This window comes from Kitasatospora aureofaciens, from assembly GCF_001188955.3.
Classification (GTDB): domain Bacteria; phylum Actinomycetota; class Actinomycetes; order Streptomycetales; family Streptomycetaceae; genus Kitasatospora; species Kitasatospora aureofaciens.
Map to the genome: position 1 here is coordinate 1 of NZ_JPRF03000069.1, position 22,562 is coordinate 22,562.

At 72.3% G+C, this 22,562-nt stretch carries 16 protein-coding genes and 1 pseudogene; 13 read left to right on the forward strand and 4 right to left on the reverse strand.

The window, feature by feature from the left end:
- Positions 1-220: 220 nt before the first annotated feature.
- Positions 221-1,045: a hypothetical protein gene (locus tag HS99_RS34865; protein ID WP_030283765.1), complete on the reverse strand. Its 825-nt coding sequence runs from the start codon at positions 1,043-1,045 to the stop codon at positions 221-223.
- A 189-nt stretch (positions 1,046-1,234) separates the two neighbouring features.
- Between HS99_RS34865 and HS99_RS34870 the strand changes: the two genes are divergently transcribed.
- Together HS99_RS34870 and HS99_RS34875 are read left to right on the forward strand one after the other, a co-directional pair.
- The gene (locus HS99_RS34870; RefSeq protein WP_030283768.1) at positions 1,235-3,871 is read left to right on the forward strand and encodes a valine--tRNA ligase; all 2,637 of its coding nucleotides are present in this window, start codon (positions 1,235-1,237) and stop codon (positions 3,869-3,871) included.
- Positions 3,872-4,201: 330 nt separating this feature from the next.
- On the forward strand, positions 4,202-4,726 hold the full coding sequence (locus HS99_RS34875; protein ID WP_030283770.1) for a hypothetical protein: 525 nt from the start codon (positions 4,202-4,204) through the stop codon (positions 4,724-4,726).
- A gap of 26 nt (positions 4,727-4,752) precedes the next feature.
- Here HS99_RS34875 and wecB read toward each other — a convergent pair whose 3' ends face one another.
- Complete coding sequence (gene wecB, locus HS99_RS34880) at positions 4,753-5,898, reverse strand: non-hydrolyzing UDP-N-acetylglucosamine 2-epimerase (protein WP_030557947.1); 1,146 nt, start codon at positions 5,896-5,898, stop codon at positions 4,753-4,755.
- Positions 5,899-5,942: 44 nt separating this feature from the next.
- Entirely contained in the window at positions 5,943-7,286 is a 1,344-nt protein-coding gene (locus tag HS99_RS34885; protein ID WP_030283772.1) for an XrtP-associated glycosyltransferase, read from the reverse strand.
- Between the two features lie 323 nt (positions 7,287-7,609).
- Here HS99_RS34885 and folC point away from each other — a divergent pair, with 323 nt between their 5' ends.
- From folC to rodA, 8 genes are all read left to right on the forward strand, one after another.
- The gene (gene folC / locus HS99_RS34890; RefSeq protein ID WP_030283773.1) at positions 7,610-9,001 is read left to right on the forward strand and encodes a bifunctional tetrahydrofolate synthase/dihydrofolate synthase; all 1,392 of its coding nucleotides are present in this window, start codon (positions 7,610-7,612) and stop codon (positions 8,999-9,001) included.
- Between the two features lies 1 nt (position 9,002).
- A complete protein-coding gene (locus HS99_RS34895; RefSeq protein ID WP_030283774.1) occupies positions 9,003-9,347 on the forward strand; it encodes a DUF4233 domain-containing protein in 345 nt (114 codons plus the stop codon).
- A gap of 106 nt (positions 9,348-9,453) precedes the next feature.
- The gene (gene ndk / locus HS99_RS34900) at positions 9,454-9,867 is read left to right on the forward strand and encodes a nucleoside-diphosphate kinase (protein WP_030283775.1); all 414 of its coding nucleotides are present in this window, start codon (positions 9,454-9,456) and stop codon (positions 9,865-9,867) included.
- A 321-nt stretch (positions 9,868-10,188) separates the two neighbouring features.
- Positions 10,189-11,214: a rod shape-determining protein gene (locus HS99_RS34905; protein ID WP_030283777.1), complete on the forward strand. Its 1,026-nt coding sequence runs from the start codon at positions 10,189-10,191 to the stop codon at positions 11,212-11,214.
- Between the two features lie 100 nt (positions 11,215-11,314).
- Positions 11,315-12,268, forward strand: coding sequence for a rod shape-determining protein MreC (gene mreC / locus HS99_RS34910; RefSeq protein WP_030283779.1), 954 nt, complete (start codon positions 11,315-11,317; stop codon positions 12,266-12,268).
- A 3-nt stretch (positions 12,269-12,271) separates the two neighbouring features.
- Positions 12,272-12,910, forward strand: coding sequence for a rod shape-determining protein MreD (gene mreD / locus HS99_RS34915; RefSeq protein WP_030597871.1), 639 nt, complete (start codon positions 12,272-12,274; stop codon positions 12,908-12,910).
- A gap of 57 nt (positions 12,911-12,967) precedes the next feature.
- Entirely contained in the window at positions 12,968-15,337 is a 2,370-nt protein-coding gene (mrdA, locus tag HS99_RS34920) for a penicillin-binding protein 2 (protein WP_078938740.1), read from the forward strand.
- Positions 15,334-16,533 (forward strand): rod shape-determining protein RodA, encoded by a 1,200-nt coding sequence (rodA, locus tag HS99_RS34925; protein WP_030283785.1) that lies wholly within the window; start codon positions 15,334-15,336, stop codon positions 16,531-16,533. Before mrdA ends, rodA begins: the two co-directional genes overlap by 4 nt.
- An 80-nt stretch (positions 16,534-16,613) precedes the next feature.
- On the opposite strand, the gene HS99_RS48010 is transcribed toward rodA, so the two are convergent.
- Complete coding sequence (locus HS99_RS48010) at positions 16,614-17,921, reverse strand: M14 family zinc carboxypeptidase (protein WP_050366792.1); 1,308 nt, start codon at positions 17,919-17,921, stop codon at positions 16,614-16,616.
- Positions 17,922-18,372: 451 nt separating this feature from the next.
- On the opposite strand from HS99_RS48010, the gene HS99_RS34935 reads away from it, so the two are divergent.
- The 3 genes and pseudogenes from HS99_RS34935 to HS99_RS34945 all read left to right on the forward strand — a co-directional run.
- Positions 18,373-20,301 carry a TIGR03960 family B12-binding radical SAM protein gene (locus tag HS99_RS34935; protein WP_030557582.1) on the forward strand — a complete coding sequence of 643 codons (1,929 nt, stop codon included), beginning with the start codon at positions 18,373-18,375 and terminating at the stop codon, positions 20,299-20,301.
- A 287-nt stretch (positions 20,302-20,588) separates the two neighbouring features.
- The gene (locus HS99_RS34940; RefSeq protein WP_030283823.1) at positions 20,589-21,350 is read left to right on the forward strand and encodes a TIGR03936 family radical SAM-associated protein; all 762 of its coding nucleotides are present in this window, start codon (positions 20,589-20,591) and stop codon (positions 21,348-21,350) included.
- Positions 21,351-21,785: 435 nt separating this feature from the next.
- Positions 21,786-22,562: pseudogene (locus HS99_RS34945) on the forward strand (Rne/Rng family ribonuclease); the annotation flags it as partial.

Here is a 22,562-nt window from a genome sequence, read left to right on the forward strand (position 1 = left end):
CGCCCCCGGGTTGGCACTGGCCACCCGGGGGGCCTGCGGCGGGACGGCGCCGTAGCCGGGGGCGGCCGGCGGCGGCGTCGCCGGGTAGCCGGGCTGCGGCGGGGGCCCGTACGGATTCTGATCGGACATGCGAGGCCCTTTCTGGGACGTCACGCGTGGATGCCGCCGGAAGCTCCGGCGGTGCGGTGGTGCTGCGGCATGCCCCGGGTGCGGGCCCGGGTTACTTGGCGACCTTCATGGCGTCGCGGACGGCGCGGGTCTTGTCCGCGGCCTGGGCGGGGGTGAGGGCGGTGCCGCCGCCCCCGGTGAGGCTCGCGTTGGTGAAGGTCACACGGGCGTAGGTGGACTTGTCCGCCCAGATGCACACGGTGGACTGGGCCTTGCCGGCGAGCAGCGAGAAGACGCCGCAGCTGAGCCGGCCCGAGGAGCTGTGGCTGTCCTGGGCCGGGAAGTCGGCCAGCGGGGTGGACCAGGTGAGGCCGCTCCCGCCCTTCTTGGAGTCCTCGATGATCTGGTCGGGGCTGTTGATCGTCCCGTAGAAGCCGGCCACGGAGAGGCCGGCCGTCACGTCGCCGGCCTTGGAGTAGGTGGCGACCACGACGGTGAGGTTGCTGCCGTACTTGTCGGCGTCCTTGGCCTCCGGCTTGGAGGTGTCGACCGCCTCCTCCTTGGCCGTCTTCTGGGTGTAGCCGTCGGGGAGGGTCTGCGGCGTGGAGATCTTGTAGCTGCCGCCCGAGTCGCTGCCAGCGCCGAGGAACTTCCACGCGGCGAAACCGCCGCCGCCGAGCACCAGGGCGCCGATGACCAGGCCGATCACCAGACCGCCCTTGCCCTTGCGCGGCGGCGCCGGGTAGCCCGGCTGGCCGTACGGGCCCTGCGGGGGCACGCCGTACTGGGGCTGCGGGGCGCCGTAGGGCTGCTGGGGCGGGTAGCCGTACTGGGGCTGCGGGGCGCCGTACGGCTGCTGCGGCGGCGGTGCGCCGTACGGCTGCCCCCCGTAGGGCTGTCCCTGTTGCGGATATTGCTGCTGTCCCTGGCCGTACATCAGTCCTCGTGCTCCCCCCGCCGCGCCCGCGGCCGATCTGGTGGTGGTAGTTCCGTGCACGTCCGGTCACCCGGACGAGTGCCCGGGCACGCTACCGCACGGCGCCCGCCCCGGCGGTGTCCGGGCGGGGGAGTCAGCGGACCGAAAGCGGTTCGTAACCAGCGCCCCCGGTTACGTAAACTGTGCGTCGTGACCGACACGACGAACCAGCGCCCCGTGAGCACCACCGGGGACGATGCGGCAACCCTCCCGACGACCTACACCCCCGCGGACGTAGAGGGCGAGCTGTACGAGCGCTGGGTGGAGCGTGGGTACTTCACCGCGGACGCGAAGAGCGACAAGCCCGCGTACACGATCGTCATCCCCCCGCCGAACGTCACCGGCGTCCTGCACCTGGGCCACGCCTTCCAGCACACGCTGATGGACGCGCTGACCCGCCGCAAGCGCATGCAGGGCTTCGAGACGCTCTGGCTGCCCGGCATGGACCACGCCGGCATCGCGACCCAGAACAAGGTCGAGCAGCAGCTCGCCGAGGCCGGCCTGTCCCGGCACGACCTGGGCCGCGAGGCCTTCGTCGAGAAGGTCTGGGAGTGGAAGAAGAGCTACGGCGGCCGCATCCTCGGCCAGATGCGCCGCCTCGGTGACGGCGTGGACTGGTCGCGCGAGCGCTTCACCATGGACGAGGGCCTGTCCCAGGCCGTCCAGACCATCTTCAAGCGCCTGTTCGACGACGGCCTGATCTACCGCGCCGAGCGCATCATCAACTGGTGCCCGCGCTGCCTCACCGCGCTCTCCGACATCGAGGTGGAGCACGAGGACGTGCCCGGCGAGCTGGTCTCGATCCGCTACGGCGAGGGCGAGGACTCCATCGTCGTCGCCACCACCCGGGCCGAGACGATGCTGGGCGACACCGCCGTGGCCGTCCACCCGGACGACGAGCGGTACAAGCACCTGGTCGGTCGGACCATCAAGCTGCCGCTGACGGACCGGGAGATCCCGGTCGTCGCGGACGAGCACGTCGACCCGGAGTTCGGCACCGGCGCCGTCAAGGTGACGCCCGCGCACGACCCGAACGACTTCGCCATCGGCCAGCGCCACAACCTGCCGAACCTGACGGTGATGGACGACCACGGCGCGATCACCGTGCACGGCCCCTTCCTCGGCATGGACCGGCTGGAGGCCCGCTCGGCCGTCGTCGGCGCGCTGCGCGAGCAGGGCCGGATCGTCGCCGAGAAGCGCCCGTACATGCACGCCGTCGGCCACTGCTCGCGCTGCCACACCGTGGTCGAGCCGCGGCTGTCGTTGCAGTGGTGGGTCAAGGTCGAGCCGCTGGCCAAGGCCGCCGGCGACGCCGTCCGCGACGGCAAGGTGGAGATCCACCCGAAGGAGCTGGAGCGCCGCTACTTCGACTGGGTCGACAACATGTACGACTGGTGCATCTCGCGCCAGCTCTGGTGGGGCCACCGGATCCCGGTCTGGTACGGCCCCGAGGGCGAGGTCGTCTGCGTCGGACCGGACGAGCAGCCGCCGACGGGCGAGGGCTGGCACCAGGACCCGGACGTCCTGGACACCTGGTTCTCCTCCGGCCTGTGGCCGTTCTCCACGCTCGGCTGGCCGGAGCAGACCGCCGACCTGGAGAAGTTCTATCCGACCGACGTCCTGCTGACGGGCCACGACATCATCTTCTTCTGGGTCGCCCGGATGATGATGTTCAGTCTGTACGCGATGGACGGCCAGGCGCCTTTCAAGACCGTCGCCCTGACCGGTCTGGTGCGCGACGAGTTCGGCAAGAAGATGTCGAAGTCCTCCGGCACCGCCGTGGACCCGCTGGACTGGATGGACGCCTACGGCGCCGACGCCGTCCGCTTCACCCTGGCCGGCGGCGCCAACCCGGGCGCCGACGTGCCGATCGGCGAGGACTGGGTCAAGGGCTCGCGCAACTTCTGCAACAAGATCTGGAACGCGACCCGCTTCGCGCTGATGAACGGCGCCACCGTCGAGGGCCCGCTGCCCGCGCCGGAGGAGATGACCGCGGTCGACCGCTGGATCCTGTCGCGGCTGAACACCACCGTCGCCAAGGCGGACGCGCTGTACGACGACTTCCAGTTCGCCAAGGTCTCGGACGCGCTGTACCACTTCGCCTGGGACGAGGTCTTCGACTGGTACGTCGAGCTCTCCAAGACCACCCTGGGCAAGGGCGGCCCGCAGGCGGACGCCTCGCGCCGGGTGCTGGGCGAGGTCCTGGACGTCACCCTGCGGATGCTGCACCCGATCGTCCCGTTCGTCACCGAGGCCCTGTGGACGGCGCTCACCGGCGCCGAGTCGCTGGTCGTCGCCGAGTGGCCGAAGGACAGCGGCTACCGTGACGCGGCCGCCGAGGCCGAGATCGCCACGCTGCAGCAGGTGGTCACCGAGGTCCGCCGGTTCCGTTCGGACCAGGGCCTGCAGCCCGCGCAGCGCGTCCCGGCCCAGCTGGAGCTGGCCGGCACCGTGCTGGCCGTCCACGAGGACGCGATCCGCTCGCTGCTGCGGCTGACCGTCCCCGAGGAGGGCTTCGCGGCCACCGCCTCGCTGCCGGTCGCCGGTGCCACGGTCGCGCTGGACCTCTCCGGGACCATCGACGTCGCGGCGGAGCGCAAGCGCCTCGCCAAGGACCTTGCGGCCGCCGAGAAGGAGAAGGCCCAGACCACCGCCAAGCTCGGCAACGAGGCCTTCCTGGCCAAGGCACCGGACGAGGTGGTCGCCAAGATCCGGACCCGCCAGGAGGCCGCCGAGGCCGACATCGCCCGGATCACCGCCCAGCTCGCGGCCCTGCCGCAGGGCTGAGCCGCCCGTAGGCCGAGGAAGGGCCGCACCCCGCGACGCGAGGGGTGCGGCCCTTCGGGTTTTCCGGCGCGCGCGCCGGGTGTGTGCTCTTCGGTGTCCTCTTCCTGCGACTAATAGGGAAGCTGCTACGCCTAATAGAGCAGCAACATTGCTCCCTTCCGGCGAATATTCATCCTGGACCGGGTGTGGTCTTATTCCGAGCGAATTGATTCCGGTCTTGCCCGCGCGCGTTCGCAGAAGTTTCCAGGTCGGATGTGTACGGTGTGTACGGAGTTTCCGAAGGCATTTCCGCTGAGCGTTCTCGCTGAGCGGCGGACGGGAGGGCATGGCGTGGTGGTGACCGAGGAGTTGGCCCAGGAACTGCCTGCCGAGGCGGTCGAGGAGGCCAAGGCCAGGGCGGCGACACTGCTGCTCGCCTTCCGGCACGGGAACCAGCTCGCTTTCGACCACGAGCTGGACCTGCTGCTGGCGGAGAACGTCGAGCGGGAGGTGACCACCCTGCTCACCTGGATCGCCGCCGAGGCCGTCCGCAAGGCCTACGCGCCGGAGGTCGGCGACCGGGTGCTGCGGGCGATGGCCCGGCGGGCCCCGCAGGACAGCGCGGCGGTCCAGGTGGACGAGGAGACCGCGAACGCCGCTCAGCTGATCGAGGCGGTCGCGGGTGGCCGGGTGAACGAGGTCCGCGGCCTGGTCGCCGCGACGGCGGACACCACCTACCTGCTCGGCGGTCTGCTGCAGGGCGTCGCGATGATGCTGCCGCTGCTGCCCGAGGGCGAACTGGCCGAGATCACCGCGGAGTTGCGCCGCCGGCACGGCGGCACCGCGCACGTCCCGGAGGCCCGGGCCGGGGTCTGACCCCCACGCCCGGCCGCCCGAACGGCCTACGCGGCCAGCGGCACCACGGGCTCCGCGCCGCGCCCGGCCAGTGCGGCGGTCAGCGCGGCGATCCGGGCCGAGGCCAGGCCGTCGCCGTACGGGCTCGGGGTGGCGGCCAGCCGGGCCAGTCGTTCGGGGGTGTCGGACAGCCAGGCGCGGGCCAGCCCGCCCAGCTCCTCGCCGGGCTGCACCAGGGCGGCGAAGCCGGCCTCCATGGCCTCCGGGCGCTCGGTGGAGCGGCGCACCACCAGCAGCGGACGGCCGAGCACGGTGCACTCCTCCTGCACCCCGCCGGAGTCGGAGACCAGCAGCGCGGCGTGGTTCGCCAGGCCCAGGAAGTCGCCGTAGCCGACCGGTTCGGTGACGGCCAGGCGCTCCAGCAGGCCGGCCAGCCCGAACCGCTCGACGGCGGCCCGGGTGCGCGGGTGCATCGGGAACAGCACCGGGGTGCCGGCCCGGGCGATCCGGTCCAGCTCGGCGAGCACGGCCCCGAGCGCCTCGGCGGTGTCGGTGTTCTCCGGGCGGTGGACGGTGGCCAGCACGTACCCGTCCGGGCGCAGCCCGTGCGCGGCGAGCAGCGCGGCGCGCGCGGCCCGGTCCGGCAGTTGACGGCGGACCACCTCCACGACGGTGTTGCCGGTGAGCTCGATCCGCCCCCGGTCCAGGGACTCGGCGCGCAGGTTGGCGACGTTGTCCTCGGTGGCGGCGCAGAGCAGGTCGGAGACGTGGTCGACCATCACCCGGTTGTGCTCCTCGGGCATCGCCCGGTCGTAGCTGCGCAGCCCCGCCTCGACGTGCACCAGCGGGATCTCCCGGGCGTTGGCGGCCAGCGCCCCGGCGAGGGTGGCGTTGGTGTCGCCCTGGACGACCACGGCGGCGGGGCGGTCCTCGGCGAAGGCGGCGTCCAGCTGGCCGAGGGACTGGGCGATCTGCCCGGCCCGGGGGCGGCCGCCGACGCCGGTGAGCAGTTCCGGCCGGGGCAGGTCGAGGTCGCGCAGGAAGCGGCCGGACATCGCCTCGTCCCAGTGCTGGCCGGTGTGCACCAGCCGGGTGGCGTCGCCGAGCTCGTGGATCAGCGGGGCGAGCTTGACCAGCTCGGGGCGGGTGCCGAGGACGACGGCGACGCTGTTGGGGGACAGGCACGTGCGCATGGGAGCTCCGGTGGGGCGTGGGGGAGGGGCGCGGTGGGGGCGGCTCAGGATTCGAGCGCGGTGGGGGCGCCGACGGCGACCTTCTCGGCGTTGCGCCGGGTCTTGGCCCAGCCGTTGCGGCCGAGCAGCATCCGGACGGCGGCCCGGGAGGCGACCACGAAGAGGTGGTAGGCGTAGAGCCAGACCAGGACGCCCCAGAGCAGGCCGGTGAGCCGTCGCCGGTCCGGGTGGACGGTCCTGCGGTAGGCCAGGCCCCAGAGCACCATCGGCAGCGTGGCGAGCACGAGGACGAGCAGCATCCACGGGCCGAACCGGAGCTGGAACTCGGCGGTCGCGGCGGGGAAGAGCACCAGTCCGGCGGTGGTGATGGCGAGCGAGAGCGGGAAGAGCAGCACCAGCAGCACGCAGACCACGGGCTGGAGGAAGGTGTACAGCACCTCGGCCTTGCCGGACACGGTGTAGTGCGGGGAGCGCAGCACCCGGCCGGTGTAGCGCAGGCACTGCATGTTGCCCTGGGCCCAGCGGGTGCGCTGGGTGAGGAAGCGGCGCAGCGAGATGAGGCCCTCCTGGGAGACCTGGGCCTCGGTGACGTGGGTGAGCCGCCAGCCGGCCAGGCGCAGGTCGAGGCCGGACTCGTAGTCCTCCAGCAGGGCGCGTTCGGGCCAGGGGCGGCCGGCCCGGCCCTCCTCGGCGGTGAGCGAGTCGAGGGCGGTGAGCCGCACGAACTGGCCGTTGCCGCCGAGGCCGACGCTGCCGGTGCGGCGGCGCAGCAGTTGCATGCCGGCGTTGTTGGCCTGGAACTCGACGTCCTGCATCCGGACGAGGGCGCGGGCGAGGGCGTTGGCGGTGCGGCCGCGGCCGGGCAGCGGGCGTTCGTCGTCGGCCTTGCGCATCCGTACGCCGATCTGGACGGCGCCGGTGTCGGGGCGGCCGAGGGCCTTGGGGTTGCAGACCTGGCCGAGGGTGCCGGGGTCGAGCTGTCCGTCGGCGTCGACGACGCCGATCACCACGCGGGAGCGGTCGGTGGACCCGGGCAGCCGGGCGGAGATCTCGCGGTAGGCGGCGTTGAGCGGGGCGCCCTTGCCGATCCGGGCGTGCGGGCGGCGGCGCTGGACGAGGTGGACGCGCGGGTCGCGGGCCGCGGCGGCGAGGACGAGTTCGCGGGTGGCGTCCTCGCTGTCGTCGTCGATCACCCACAGGTGGGCCTCGGGCGCGGCGGCCCGCAGGCCGTCCAGGGTCTGGGTGACCACGGCCTCCTCGTCGCGGCAGGGGATGACCAGGTGCCACTGGAAGGCGGACGGGTCGCCGGGCTCGGCAGGCCGGTTGTGCCGGAAGGCGTGGCGGGAGCCGGCCCAGTACACGAGGAAGCGTCCGAAGACGAAGGCCATGTAGCCGACGAGCGCCAGGGAGATCAGTCCGGCGAACCAGACGACGGCGTCCTGGTGAAGCACGATCCGGTCGTGCAGGGCGTCGGGCATCGCGCAGCTCTCCTCGTTAACTGGGCCTCATGATCAAAGGCTGTCAGCTCCTGAAATTTGCGAATCGATGCTTCATTGCCGTCCAAACTCGCTAAATCAATAGTAAAGGGAGCAAACTGGACCTTGAGGCAAAGCCGGGGCAAAGTGGCCGTTCTCACCCTGGCGACCGTCGTGTTCGCGCCATGACACTCACCCTGTGAGGCCGGGCCGCCACCGCTCCGTAGACTGTGGTCGTGAGCGACAAGGCCGACCCGAACCCGTACACTCTCCGCCCCGCCGAGGGCGACACCGGCGACGCCCTGCGCGACGTCGAACTCGAACTCTCCAAGCGCTGGCCGGAGAACAAGCTGGAGCCCTCGCTCGACCGGATCGAGGCGCTGATGGACATCCTGGGCCAGCCCCAGCGGGCCTTCCCGTCCATCCACATCACCGGCACCAACGGCAAGACCTCCACCGCCCGGATGATCGAGCAGCTGCTCAACACCTTCGAGCTGCGCACCGGCCGCTACACCAGCCCGCACGTGGAGACCGTCACCGAGCGGATCAGCCTGGACGGCGCCCCGATCAGCCCCGAGCGCTTCGTCGAGGTCTACCGCGACATCGAGCCCTACGTGCAGATGGTCGACGCCGCCCAGCCGGTGCCGATGTCCTTCTTCGAGGTGCTCACCGGCATGGCCTACGCGGCCTTCGCCGACGCGCCGGTGGACGTCGCGGTGGTCGAGGTCGGCATGGGCGGCTCCTGGGACGCCACCAACGTCATCGACGCCGCCGTCGCCGTGATCACCCCGATCGGGCTGGACCACACCGACAAGCTCGGCGAGACCACCGGCGCCATCGCGGTCGAGAAGTCCGGGATCATCAAGTCCGGCGCCGTCGCCGTGGTCGCCCAGCAGCAGCTGGACGCCGCCGAGACCATCCTGCGCCGGGCCGTCGAGGTGGACGCCACCGTGGCCCGCGAGGGCATGGAGTTCGGCGTGATCCGCCGTGAGCTCGCCGTCGGCGGCCAGCTGGTGACGCTGCGCGGACTCGGCGGCGAGGAGTACGAGGACGTCTTCATCCCGCTGCACGGCGAGCACCAGGCGCACAACGCGGCGCTGGCGCTGGCCGCGGTCGAGGCCTTCTTCGGCGTCGGCGGCGCCCGCGGCGGCCAGCTGGACGCCGACAAGGTCCGCCAGGGCTTCTCCGGCGTCTCCTCGCCCGGCCGCCTCGAGGTCGTCCGCCGCAGTCCCACGATCATCCTGGACGCCGCGCACAACCCGCACGGCGCCCGGGCCACCGTCGCCGCGATCTCCGAGTCCTTCGGCTTCACCCGCCTGGTCGGCGTGATCGGCACCTCGGGGGACAAGGACGTGGCCGGCGTGCTGGAGGCCTTCGAGCCGATCCTGGCCGAGGTCGTCGTGACCCGGAACTCCACCCACCGCGCGATGGACGTGGACGCGCTCGCGGCCCTGGCCGTCGAGGTCTTCGGCGAGGACCGGGTCCAGGTCGAGCCGCGGCTCGACGACGCCATCGCCGCCGCGGTCACCCTGGCCGAGGAGGAGGGCGACCTCGGCGGCGCCGGGGTGCTGGTCACCGGTTCGGTCATCACGGTGGGCGAGGCCCGCCTGCTGCTCGGGAGGAAGTGACATGAGGACGCTCTGTTCGTCGACGCTGATCGGCGAGGCGCTGCTGATCATGTTCGCGGCGCTGGTCGCGATGCAGCTCTCCAGCGTCTCGACGGCCACGGTGTGGATCGTCAGCGGCATCGCGATGGCGCTGTGCGTCGCGCTCTGCGGCATGATCAACCGCCCCGGCGCGGTGCAGATCGGCTGGGCGCTGCAGATCGGCCTGATCGCCAGCGGCTTCGTCCTGCCGACCATGTTCGGCCTCGGCGTGGTCTTCGCCGGCCTGTGGTGGTGCTCGGTGCACTACGGCCGCAAGGTCGACGAGTTCAAGGCCGCCCGTGCGGCGGCCGAGGCCCAGGCCGCCTGACGGCTCGGCCGGCCGCCCGCCGGGACGGGCGGAACCGACCGGTCGTTCACGCAAGGTAACCTCTGCCCCGTACCGCATGCCGCACCAAATCCCCAGGAGACGCACCGTGTCCCAGCGCACTCTCGTCCTGCTCAAGCCCGACGCCGTCCGCCGCGGCCTGGCGGGCGAGATCATCAGCCGCATCGAGCGCAAGGCCGGCTGGCAGCTGACCGCCGTCGAGCTGCGCACCTTCGACCGGGAGACCCTGGAGCACCACTACGCCGAGCACGTCGGCCGCCCGTTCTACGAGCCGCTGCTGGAGTTCATGACCTCCGGCCCGTCGATCGCGATGATCGTCGAGGGCGAGGAGGTCGTGAAGGGCATCCGCATGCTGGCCGGCGCCACCAACCCGCTGGAGGCCGGCTCCGGCACCATCCGCGGCGACTACGCGACCATCACCCGTGAGAACCTGATCCACGCTTCCGACTCCCCGGAGTCCGCCGAGCGCGAGATCAAGATCTTCTTCCCCGCGCACGCCTGACCCCGGCGGGCGCCGCGCCCGGCAGGACGTTCGTGCCGCCCCGGTCGGGACCATTGACCCGGCCGGGGCATTCTTATCGTGAAATAGGGAACTGGGGAGGCCGACACGGCGTCCCAATCCTGGGAGAAGCGATCACGCTCCGGACAATGGACGTCATGCCCCCACGTCAACGTCCGTACCGCACGGCGTGACTACGATGGACGCGACTCAAGGGCCCGGTAAGGCAGCTCAGCTGGTCTCCGCCCAAGCGTGGGCGCACGCATCCGTCCACCCCCATGAACTCCGAGCCCGGGAAGGCACCCACACCCCATGGCGAGCAACCTGTCGTTCATCGGCCGCGACTTGGCGATCGACCTCGGAACAGCCAACACGCTGGTGTACGTCAGGGGCAAGGGGATCGTCCTCAACGAGCCGTCAGTGGTGGCGGTCAACACCAACACCGGCGGCATCCTGGCGGTCGGCGCCGAGGCCAAGAAGATGATCGGCCGAACCCCCGGCAACATCGTCGCCATCCGCCCGCTCAAGGACGGCGTGATCGCCGACTTCGAGATCACCGAGCGGATGCTGCGCTACTTCATCCTCAAGATCCACCGGCGCCGCTACCTCGCCCGCCCGCGCGTGGTGGTCTGCGTGCCCTCCGGCATCACCGGGGTCGAGCGCCGCGCCGTCATCGAGGCCTCCTCGCAGGCCGGCGCCCGCCAGGTGCACATCATCGAGGAACCGATGGCCGCCGCGATCGGCGCCGGACTGCCCGTCCACGAGGCCACCGGCAACATGGTCGTCGACATCGGCGGCGGCACCACCGAGGTCGCCGTCATCTCCCTCGGCGGCATCGTCACCGCCCAGTCCATCCGGGTGGCCGGCGACGAGCTGGACAACGCCATCGTCCAGCACATCAAGAAGGAGTACTCCCTCCTCCTCGGTGAGCGCAGCGCCGAACAGATCAAGATGAGCATCGGCAGCGCCTACGGCCTCGAGGGCGAGAAGGACGAGCACGCCGAGATCCGCGGCCGCGACCTGGTCAGCGGTCTGCCCAAGACCGTGGTCATCTCCGCCGCCGAGGTCCGCGCCGCCATCGACGAGCCGGTCAACTCGATCATCGACGCCGTCAAGACCACCCTGGACCAGTGCCCGCCCGAGCTGGCCGGCGACGTCATGGACCGCGGCATCGTGCTCACCGGCGGCGGAGCCCTGCTGCGCGGCCTGGACGAGCGGCTGCGCCGCGAGACCGGCATGCCGATCCACATCGCCGAGAACCCGCTCGACTCCGTCGCACTCGGCTCCGGCAAGTGCGTCGAGGAGTTCGAGGCGCTCCAGCAGGTACTGGACGCCTCCCCGCGCCGTTAGCACCAGCACAGCGAAGATTCCGACACTCAACTGAACGGGCCGCCGCCCGGGCCCCACGGCCCCGGGCGGCCGCCGGGTACGAAGGGGCAGTACCAGCACCGTGAGGGACACACGAGAGAGCCGGCTGCTGCTCATCCTGCTGGTGGCCGTCGCCTTCGCACTGATCACCGTGGACATCAAGGGCGGTGAGGACTCCCCGCTCGGCCCGGCCCGGCACGCGGCCGCCGACGTCCTCGGACCGGTCGAGCGCGGCGCCGCCAGCGTCGTCAACCCGGTCGCCAACACCGTCCGCGCCTTCCGCGACACCGCCACCAACAGCGGCCGCACCGACCAGCTCGCCCGCGAGAACACCGAACTGCGGCAGAAGCTGGCCTCCTCCGACATGGCCGCCGGGCGCACCAAGCAGCTGGACGACCTGCTGCGCACCGCCGGCGCCGGCGGATACACCGTCAAGGCCGCCCAGGTCATCGCGATCGGCCCGGCCCAGGGCTTCTCCTGGACCATCACCATCGACGCCGGCAGCGACGACGGTCTCACCCGCGACATGACGGTCGTCAACGGCCAGGGCCTGGTCGGCCGGGTCACCACCGTCGCCCCGACCACCGCCACCGTGCTGCTCGCCTCCGACCCCGGCTTCTCGGCCGGCACCCGGCTGGAGGGCAGCGGCGAGATCGGCTTCGCCTCCGGCGGCGGAGACAGCCCGATGAAGGTCTCCCTGCTCAACGGCAAGGCGCAGGTGAAGAACGGCGACCGGCTGGTCACCTTCGGCTCGCAGAGCGGCCGCCCCTTCGTGCCCGGCGTCCCGGTCGGCAAGGTCGTCGAGGTCCAGGCCAACGCCGGCCAGCTGACCAAGACCGTCCTGGTCGAGCCCTTCGTCCAGTTCACCCGGCTCGACCTGGTCGGCGTGGTCGTCGTGCCGCCGCGCACCGACCCGCGCGACGCCGTGCTGCCGCCCGCCCCCACCCCGGGGCAGAGCCAGACCCCGGCCACGTCCGCCCAGCCGTCGGCCACCGCGCCCGCCGCCCCGCCCGCCAAGCCCAATGGGGGGAACTGAGCCATGCGCCTCGCCCGCATCCCCGTCTCCGCCGCGCTGATCCTGCTCGGCCTGATCCTCCAGGTCAGCGTCTTCGGCCGGCTCCAGCTCCCGGGAGCCACCCCGGACATACTGCTGCTCATCGTGGTCGGCCTGGCCATGGTGTACGGGCCGGCCGGCGGCTGCCTGGTCGGCTTCGCGGGCGGACTGCTGGCCGACCTCGCACCGCCCTCCGACCACGCGATCGGCCGCTACGCCCTGGTGCTCTGCCTGATGGGCTACGCCGCCGGGCTGCTGCGCCCCGAGCACGGCCGCCAGCGCTCCGTCTCCAGCGCGCTGCTGGTGGTCGGCGCCGCGGCGATCGCCTCCACCCTGCTGTACGCGGTGGTCGGCGCCCTGGTCGGCGACACCGCGGCCCGGCACGTCGGCCTCAGCGGCCTGGTGATCAGCGCCCTGCTGTACGACCTGCTGCTGGCCCCGTTCGTGGTGCCGCTGGTGATGCTGCTCGGCCGCCGCTTCGGGCGCGACCCGGTGGCCGCCAGCGACGACGACCAGAACGGCCCGGGACTGGGCACGCTGGCCCGCTACCGCACCACTCGTGAGGTCTCGGCCGGCCCGTCCTACAAGAAGCGGCGCATCCCCGGCTTCGCGCGGCGCCCGTAACGACCCGTCGAGGCACCTGACCTCCTGACCCTCCCGCATCCCTGGAGCGCACGAGACGTGAGCAACATCCCCGAGACCGGCCGTACCCGGCGGGTGACGATCCGTCTGGTGGTGCTGCAGATCCTGGTGCTGTCGCTGCTCGCCACCCTCGGCGGACGGCTGTGGTACCTGCAGATCCGCAACGCCAAGGAGTACACCGCCAAGGCGACCGGCAACCACATCCGCGAGGTGGTCGAACCGGCCGTCCGCGGCGAGATCCTGGACGCCTCCGGGCGGATCCTGGCCGGCAACGAGACCCGGCTGGTGGTCTCCGTCAGCCGCACCTCGCTGCTCCAGCAGAAGGACGGCGGCAAGGCGGTGCTGGGCCGGCTGGCCGAGGTGCTCGGGATGCCCGCCAAGGACGTGCAGGAGAAGGTCCGGCTCTGCGACGCCAAGACGCCGCAGCCGTGCTGGAACGGTTCGCCGTACCAGCCGATCCCGGTCACCAAGGAAGCGACCACCCAGCAGGCGATGCAGATAATGGAGCGCCGCGAGGACTTCCCCGGGATCACCGCGCAGCCCACCGCCGTGCGCCGCTACACCGGCGCCGAGGGCGCCAACATGGCCCAGGTGCTCGGCTACCTCTCGCCGGTCACCGACGACGAGGTCAGCAAGACCGCCGACAAGACCGGCCTGGACCGCTACCTGCCGGCCGACCAGATCGGCCGGGCCGGCCTGGAGTCGGTCTACGACCGCGACCTGCGCGGCACGGCCGGCATCACCAAGCTGGAGGTGGACAACCTCGGCCGGGTGATCGGCAACGCCGGCACCGTCGCCCCTCAGACCGGCAACAACCTGGTCACCAGCATCGACGCCCGGGTGCAGAAGGTCGTCGAGGACAACCTGGCGCAGGCCATGAGCAACGCCCGGAACACCTTCGACAAGGTCACCAACCGCAACTACGAGGCCGACTCCGGCGCCGCCGTCGTGATGGACGTGCACACCGGCCGGATCATCGCGATGGCCAGCGCCCCGACCTACGACCCCAACCTGTGGGTGGGCGGCATCAGCGGCAAGGACTACCAGTCGCTGACCAGCAAGGACTCCAACTTCCCGCTGCTGAACAGGGCCATACAGGGTCAGTCCGCCCCCGGCTCGACCTTCAAGGTCGTCTCCACCACCGCCGCCGTGCAGGCCGGCTACTCGCTGGACGGCACCTACCCGTGCCCGAAGGCCATGACCATCGGCGGCCGTGAGTTCAAGAACTTCGAGAGCGAGAGCTTCGGTTCCATCTCCCTGGAGAAGGCGCTGGAGGTCTCCTGCGACACCGTCTTCTACGGCCTGGCGTACGACCAGTGGATGAAGGACGGCGGCATCAAGCCGAAGAAGGACGCGGCCGACTGGTTCTTCAAGACCGCCCACGAGTTCGGCCTCGGCGCCAAGACCGGCATCGACCTGCCCTCCGAGGTGCCCGGCCGGGTGCCGGACCGGCAGTGGAAGCAGTCCTTCTACGACAACAACAAGGACGCCTGGTGCGCGCAGGCGCAGAAGGGCGGCAACAGCTTCTCCGACCAGATCGCCAAGGAGAACTGCGTCGACGGCTACCAGATGCGCGCCGGTGACGCGGTCAACTACGCGATCGGCCAGGGCGACACCCTCGTCACCCCGGTCCAGATGGCCCGGATCTACTCGGCGCTGGCCAACGGCGGCACCTTCTACCGGCCGACCATCGCCAAGGCCGTGATAAGCCCGAGCGGGGACCTCGTCCGCGAGATCGCCCCGCACGCGGACGCCAAGTTCCCCGGCGACCAGAAGCTCCTCAGCTACATCGACCAGGCCACCGCCGGGGTCATCACCAGCGGTACCGCCGCCTGGAAGTTCAACGGCTGGCCGCAGGACAAGATCGCGCTGCACGCCAAGACCGGCACCGCCGAGGTCGAGGGCAAGCAGACCACCTCCTGGCTGGACACGTACAGCAAGGACTACGCGGTCGTCATGACGATCAGCCAGGGCGGCACCGGCTCCGGCGGCTCCGGCGACGCCATCCGCCGGATCTACCAGGCGCTGTACGGCGTGGACGACAAGGGCAACATCGACAACGGCAAGGCGCTGCTGCCGGCGCCGCAGGCCGACCTGCCGAAGTTCAACCCCGACGGCACCGCGATCATCAAGCCGGCCGCCTACACCGTCGACCCGGCGCAGGGCTCCGTCGCTCAGGCTCCGGCGCCGGCCGCGGCTCCGGCGTTCGCTCCGGCCCCGGCGTTGACCCCGGTTCCGGCGTTGGCCCCGGCCGCGGCCCCGGCTCCGTCGGACGCCGCCGCGGCGGTGGCCTGGGACGCCTCGGCGACCTTCCTCGACCCGGCACCGCCGGCCGGCAGCCCGGCCCCCTACACCGCGGTCGACACCGCGCTCGAACCGACCAACCGCCAGGGAAGGGGACGGGCATGAGCTCCTACGGCTCGTACCGGCAGCTGCGGCTGACCCCCCAGCGCAGCGGGGTCTCCAAGGCCCTGGCCAAGGACTCCCCGCTCTGGCGGCTGGACTGGATACTGCTGCTGGCCGGGCTGGCCCTGTCGGCCGGCAGCTCGATGCTGGTGTGGTCGGCCACCCGCGGGCGCGACAACCTCACCCACGGGGACCCGCAGTACTTCCTCTACCGCCACCTGACGAACTTCGTCATCGGCCTGGTGCTGTGCGCCGTGGTGATAGGGATAGGAGCACGGCGGGTCCGCACCCTGGTGCCCTTCGTCTACGTCGGCGTGATCGTGCTGCTGCTGGCGACGCTCAGCCCGGTCGGCTCGACCGTCAACGGCGCCCACTCGTGGATCCAGCTCGGCGGCGGCTTCTCCGTCCAGCCGGCCGAGTTCGCGAAGATCGCCATCCTGCTGGCGATGGCCGTCGTGCTGTCGGACCAGGTCGACGCGGGGGAGCGGGAGGTCCCCTCGCACCGGGCGGTGTTCCGGGGCCTGTTCTGGGCCTGCCTGCCGATGGGCCTGGTCCTGCTGATGCCGGACGCCGGGTCGGTCATGGTGATGTCCGCCGTCGTGCTGGGCATCCTGCTGGGCTCCGGCGCCGCCAACCGCTGGGTACTCGGCATCCTCGCGCTCGGCGTCGGCGGCAGCATCGCGATCTGGAAGCTCGGACTGCTGAGCCAGTACCAGATCGACCGCTTCGCGGCCTTCGCCAACCCCCAGCTCGACCCCAACGGCGTCGGCTACAACACCGCGCAGGCCCGGATCGCGATCGGCTCGGGCGGGCTGACCGGCAAGGGGCTGTTCCACGGCACCCAGACCGTCGGGCAGTTCGTGCCGGAGCAGCAGACCGACTTCGTGTTCACCGTCGCCGGCGAGGAACTCGGCTTCGTCGGGGCGCTCGCGATAATCGCGCTGGTCGGCGTGATCCTGTGGCGCGCCTGCCGGATCGCCCGCCAGGCGACCGACCTGTACGGGACGATCGTGGCGGCCGGGATCATCGCCTGGTTCTCCTTCCAGGCCTTCGAGAACATAGGGATGTGCCTGGGCATCATGCCGGTCGCCGGCATCCCGCTGCCCTTCGTCTCCTACGGCGGATCCTCGATGTTCGCGGTCTGGATCGGCATCGGTCTGCTCCAGGCGGTGCGCAGCCAACGGCCGGTAGCGGCCTGAGGGTTCGGCGGTCAGGGCCGGTCCGGGGAGTCCCCCCGGACCGGCCCTTTTCCTTGCGGTGGAGTCAGGTTGACGAGACGTCAGATCGGTAGCAACAGGCAGTCGGCGGTGCTGAGGATCGCCCGGGTCTGGTGGGCCAGCTGCTCCTGGACCGGGACCCAGCGGGCGCCGAAGCGGTTGCGCAGCCGGTCCAGGCTGTCCGCCACGACGGCCCGGGCGCGCTCCCGGGCGGCCTCGGCGGCCGGGCCGCGGGAGTCGGCGAGCAGCCGCAGCAGGATCGAGGCGACCCGCAGCGGCAGCCGGGCCGCGACCAGCCCGGCGGTGGTCGCCCGGGCGGCGCTCAGCGGCCCCGGACACCACAGCTCCAGCCACTCGGCGGCCACCCGCGGGGCCACCGCCAGGTTGAACTCAGCGGTGCGCGCCAGCGGTCCGTACGCCTCACGGGCCTGCGCCGGGACGCGGGCCAGCAGGGCGGTGAGCTCCTCGGAGCGGGTGGTGAGGTCGCGCGCGGCCTCGCCGACGGCCAGCGGCCCGGCCGGGTGGGTACGGGCGTCGCCGACCGCGTCCACCGCCCACATCGGCACCTCCAGGACGGCGGTCACCGCGCCGCGGCGGGCCGCGTAGGACCAGGTGGACAGCTCGGGCTCGTCCGGCAGCGCCCGGGAGGTGCCCGGGCTGCCGGGCGCCGGCATCAGATAGGTGCCGGGGGCCGGGCTGGTCCAGCCGACGGCGTCGTAGGAGTCCACGTCGAGCGGGAGGCCGGCCCGGTCCGCGGAGCGGGCGAAGCGCTCGGCCAGGCCGCCGACCGGGCCGGTCAGCTGGACGAAGGCGCCGCCGAAGTCCACCCCGTGCAGCGAGCACTGGAGGAACGGGCGCAGCTCGTCGATCAGTCCGGTCAGCGCCACGCTCTCCGGCATCGGCGGGCGGCCGGAGCCGGGGGCGGGCAGCAGCTCGGGCTGCTCCTCGAAGGAGGGGCGGAAGAAGTGCTCGTAGTGGCGGCGCATGGTGAGCGGTCCGTCCAGCCAGCCGGCGTTGAGCGCGGCGCCGTCCGGGTCCAGGCACAGCAGCAGGTGCCAGGACAGGCCGGGCCGGGCCGGGCGCTCCAGCAGCACCTCGGCCAGCCGGACGGCGGCGGCGGTGCCGATCGGCTCGTTCGGGTGCGGGCCGCCGACCACCAGCACGGCGCGCGGTCCGCGGTCCACCGAGAGCAGCAGCAGCGGGCGACCGGCCCGCGAGCGGCCCACTTCGCGCAGTCGGCAGCGGTCCGGGTGGCGCAGGGCGAGCCGCCGGGCGGCGCACTCGGCCTGGGCCGGGGTGGGGTAGCGGGCCGGCCGGGCGTCGAGGGTCCGCGGGGACAGGGGCCGGACCCGCCGACCGGTGTCGGTCATGGTTCTCCTTGCGACCGGTCGTACGGCCGCCGGGGCGCGGGCGTGCTGCGCCGCCGGCCGCGGCCGGCGGGCCGGGGACGGGCTCTGCGGGGCCGGGGGGAGGGGGCCTCGCGGGGGGATGGGGAGGGCGTGCTGGGGCGAGCGGGCCGCCGGGGGAGTCGGCGTTGGCCGAGCGTACGACCCAACTCCCGTCTCGGGAAGGGGTACAGGCCTTGGGCAGGGCCCTGTCAGTAGCGCACGGGCCGTCCGGGGGTGTCAACGGCGGACGGCGCCGGGCGGCGGGCGCGCACCGCGCGTGCCGGGGCGGTCACCGGCGGGTGCGGATCGCGCCGGAGCGTGCGGGGGCCGGCTCCGGCGCAGACGGGTCGATCCCCGGATTGGGCTACCCTTGAGGGTCACCCCTCCCGTGCCGGCTCGCGGCACCGAATCACGTCGTAAGGGTTCCTAGTACATGACTGTCGAATCGGTCTTCCCACGCCTGGAGGCACTCCTCCCGCACGTCCAGAAGCCGATCCAGTACGTCGGCGGCGAGCTCAACTCGACCGTCAAGGACTGGGACGCCTGCGACGTCCGCTGGGCGCTGATGTACCCCGACGCCTACGAGGTCGGGCTGCCCAACCAGGGCGTCATGATCCTCTACGAGGTGCTGAACGAGCGCGAGGGCGTGCTGGCCGAGCGCACCTACAGCGTCTGGCCGGACCTCGAGGCGCTCATGCGCGAGCACCGCGTCCCGCAGTTCACGGTGGACGCCCACCGGCCGGTGAAGGCCTTCGACGTGTTCGGGCTGTCCTTCTCCACCGAGCTCGGCTACACCAACATGCTGACCGCGCTCGACCTGGCCGGCATCCCGCTGGAGGCCAAGGACCGCACCGACGAGGACCCGATCGTCCTCGCCGGCGGCCACGCGGCCTTCAACCCGGAGCCGATCGCGGACTTCCTGGACTGCGCCGTGATCGGCGACGGCGAGCAGGCCGTCCTCGACATCACGGAGATCATCCGCGCCTGGAAGGCCGAGGGCCGTCCGGGCGGCCGTGACGAGCTGCTGCTGCGCCTGGCCCGCACCGGCGGGGTGTACGTGCCCAAGTTCTACGACGTGGAGTACCTGGCCGACGGTCGGATCGGCCGCGTCGTGCCGAACGCCCCGGGCGTGCCGTGGCGGGTGTCCAAGCACACCGTGATGGACCTCGACGAGTGGCCGTACCCGAAGCAGCCGCTCGTCCCGCTCGCCGAGACGGTGCACGAGCGGATGTCCGTGGAGATCTTCCGCGGCTGCACCCGCGGCTGCCGCTTCTGCCAGGCCGGCATGATCACGCGCCCCGTGCGGGAGCGAAGCATCACCGGCATCGGCGAGATGGTCGAGCGCGGGCTCAAGGCGACCGGCTTCGAGGAGGTCGGCCTGCTGTCGCTGTCCAGCGCCGACCACACCGAGATCGGCGACATCGCCAAGGGTCTGGCCGACCGCTACACCGAGGACAAGATCGGCCTGTCGCTGCCGTCCACCCGCGTCGACGCCTTCAACATCGACCTCGCCAACGAGCTGTCCCGCAACGGGCGCCGCTCGGGCCTCACCTTCGCCCCCGAGGGCGGCAGCGAGCGCATGCGCAAGGTGATCAACAAGATGGTGTCGGAGGAGGACCTGATCCGCACCGTCGCCACCGCGTACGGCAACGGCTGGCGCCAGGTGAAGCTGTACTTCATGTGCGGCCTGCCCACCGAGACCGACGAGGACGTGCTCCAGATCGGCGAGATGGCGAAGAACGTCATCCAGAAGGGCCGCGAGGTCACCGGCCAGAACGACATCCGCTGCACCGTCTCCATCGGCGGGTTCGTGCCCAAGCCGCACACCCCGTTCCAGTGGGCCCCGCAGCTGTCCGCCGAGGCCACCGACGCCCGCCTGGCCAAGCTGCGCGACTCGATCCGCGGCGACCGCAAGTACGGCAAGAACATCGGCTACCGCTACCACGACGGCAAGCCCGGCATCGTCGAGGGCCTGCTCTCCCGCGGTGACCGCCGCGTCGGCGCGGTCATCCGCGCGGTCTACGAGGACGGCGGCCGCTTCGACGGCTGGCGCGAGTACTTCTCGTACGACCGCTGGATGGCCTCCGCCGAGAAGGGCCTGGCCGGCACCGGCGTCGACGTCGACTGGTACACCACCCGCGAGCGCTCCTACGAGGAGGTGCTGCCCTGGGACCACCTGGACAGCGGCCTCGACAAGGACTGGCTGTGGGAGGACTGGCAGGACGCCCTGGAGGAGGTCGAGGTCGACGACTGCCGCTGGACGCCGTGCTTCGACTGCGGCGTGTGCCCCCAGATGGACACGGCCATACAAATCGGCCCGACGGGCAAGAAGCTGCTGCCGCTGACGGTCGTGAACAAGTAGGCGAACTGTGTGACGTAGTTCACGGCCCCGGGGGACTCGGGGTCGGTGCGGAGCCCTTCCCGGCGTTGTCGGGGAGGGCTTCCGTGTCGGGGGTGGGGAGGCGGCGCTGGGGGTTCCGGTGGGGGCTGACCAGGGGCGGAGCGAGGGGGGTGGCGGGGCGCGTACCCTTTGAGGTGACAGAGTCCGGACAGTGGCGGGAAAGCGCCGCGCCGGACGGGGACAATTGACTAAAGGACTGAGCGACCCTGGCACGCCGTACGCCCGATGGTCCGCCGCCCGCGCCGACGGTGCAGCGGATCCGTCTCCGCTACACCAAGCGCGGCCGGCTCCGCTTCACCAGCCACCGTGACTTCCAGCGCGCCTTCGAGCGCGCCCTGCGCCGGTCCGCCGTTCCGATGGCCTACTCGGCCGGCTTCACCCCGCACCCGAAGGTGTCCTACGCCAACGCCGCCCCGACCGGGGTGGCGAGTGAGGCGGAGTACCTGGAGATCGGCCTGGCCGCCGTGCGCGACCCCGAGCAGCTGCGGGCGCAGCTGGACGAGTCGCTGCCCGCCGGCCTGGACGTGATCGACGCGGTCGAGGTCCGGACGCCGAACTTCGTGGAGCGGCTGGAGGCCTCCGAGTGGCTGGTGCGCCTGGACGGCGTCGAGCCGGACCAGGCGGCCAAGGCGGTCCGCACGTTCCTCGCCGAGGAGAAGGTCGAGGTCGAGCGCCGGACCAAGAACGGCGTGCGGGTCTTCGACGCGCGCGGTGCGGTGGCGGCGCTCGAAGCCGTCGAGCCGCAGGTCGACGGTGGTACGGACACGGCCGCCGGAACCGACCGCGATGTTCGGACCGGCCGTCCCTGTGCGATACTGCGCCTGGTAGTACGACACGCCACACCCGCCGTACGACCCGACGACGTATTGTCCGGTCTCCGTGCGACGGCCGACCTGGCGCCGCCGGTCCCCGCAGAGGTGACCAGGCTGGCGCAGGGGCCGCTCGACGAGGAGTCGGGCACGGTGACCGACCCGCTGGCGCTCGACCGCGCCGCGGCCCCGGCCGGCTGAGAAACGGCCGCCGGGCCGCGCGCTACGCGTCCGCCTAGGGGGCGGAGGCCGGGTTCAGTGCCTCACTGGACCCGACGGTCCTCCAGGGTTCCCGCGGCTCCCCAGGGGAGCGAGCGTCGTCGCAGCACAGGCCGGCCTCTCGGGGCCCGCCGGCCAGGACGGTCGGTGGGCCCGGGACCCCCTCCGGGAGCCACCCGGGGTTGGGGGACGGCTCAGCTTGGGAAAACCTCAGAAGACTGGTCAGACCAGAAGACTTTTCGACACCCCGCGGAACGCGGGGCGCCGAGCGAGACTACGAGCCCCTGTGCGGCCTCGCGTCCGCACGGCGGCACCGTCAAAGGGTCCGGCCCGAGCATCCTCGCGATGCCGGCCGCCCACTGGTGCCGCGCCGTGCCCGGATGCGGAGCCCGGGGGCCTGACGGGAGATCCACCCGCATGCTCGATAACACCGATCCGCAGCAGCCTGCGGCCACGGAACAGAACGGAACCGCCGGGACCGGTGGCGAGGGCGCGTCCGCCGCGCCGCCGCGCCGTCGTCGCCGCGCGGTTTCCCGCCCGGCGGGCACCCCGCAGGGTGCGGCCGCCGAGGCGGCCGAGACGGTCGTCCCGGTCGAGACGACGGTCGTTCCGGCCGAGGCGCCCGCCGAGACCGCCCCGGCCGCCGAGAAGCCGGTCCGGGCCCGCCGGACCCGCAAGCGTGCCGAGGCCCCGGCCGGTGCTCCCGAGGAGAGCGCCATCGTGGTCACCGGGCCGGAGGCCGAGGAGCCGAAGGCCGAGGTGTCGAAGACGGAGGCACCGCAGGCCGAGGAGAAGGCGGAGAAGCCCGCTCGGGCCCGCCGGGCCCGCAAGAAGGCCGAGGCCCCGGTCGAGGAGCCCGCGGTCGAGGCCGCCGCTCCCGTCGAAGCCCCCGCCGCCGCCGAGCCGGTGGCCGAGGAGGCCCCGGCCGCCCCGGCCCGCCGCACCCGCCGCCGTCGCGTGGTCGAGGCCGCGCCGGTGGTCGAGGCCCCGGTCGAGGAGCCGGTGACCACCGAGGAGCCCGCCGTCGAGGAGGAGGCCGTCGAGGCCGCCGCCGAGGCTCCGGCCGCCGCCGAGCCGGTTGCCGCCCCCGCCCCCGCCGCGACCACCCGCGGACCGAGGAGGCGTACGAGCGGGTCGGACCGCTTGACGCGTTCTCGGAGCACGACCACCGGACCTCCGGCCTCTGGCGTTACC

Excerpts from the sequence above, each read along its gene's own strand:
- HS99_RS34865 (WP_030283765.1), bottom strand. The coding sequence starts at position 1,045 with ATGTACGGCCAGGGACAGCAGCAATATCCGCAACAGGGACAGCCCTAC.
- wecB (WP_030557947.1), bottom strand. The coding sequence starts at position 5,898 with ATGCGCACGTGCCTGTCCCCCAACAGCGTCGCCGTCGTCCTCGGCACC.
- HS99_RS34885 (WP_030283772.1), bottom strand. The coding sequence starts at position 7,286 with ATGGCCTTCGTCTTCGGACGCTTCCTCGTGTACTGGGCCGGCTCCCGC.
- HS99_RS34895 (WP_030283774.1), top strand. The coding sequence starts at position 9,003 with ATGAGGACGCTCTGTTCGTCGACGCTGATCGGCGAGGCGCTGCTGATC.
- mreD (WP_030597871.1), top strand. The coding sequence starts at position 12,272 with ATGCGCCTCGCCCGCATCCCCGTCTCCGCCGCGCTGATCCTGCTCGGC.
- rodA (WP_030283785.1), top strand. The coding sequence starts at position 15,334 with ATGAGCTCCTACGGCTCGTACCGGCAGCTGCGGCTGACCCCCCAGCGC.
- HS99_RS48010 (WP_050366792.1), bottom strand. The coding sequence starts at position 17,921 with ATGACCGACACCGGTCGGCGGGTCCGGCCCCTGTCCCCGCGGACCCTC.
- HS99_RS34935 (WP_030557582.1), top strand. The coding sequence starts at position 18,373 with ATGACTGTCGAATCGGTCTTCCCACGCCTGGAGGCACTCCTCCCGCAC.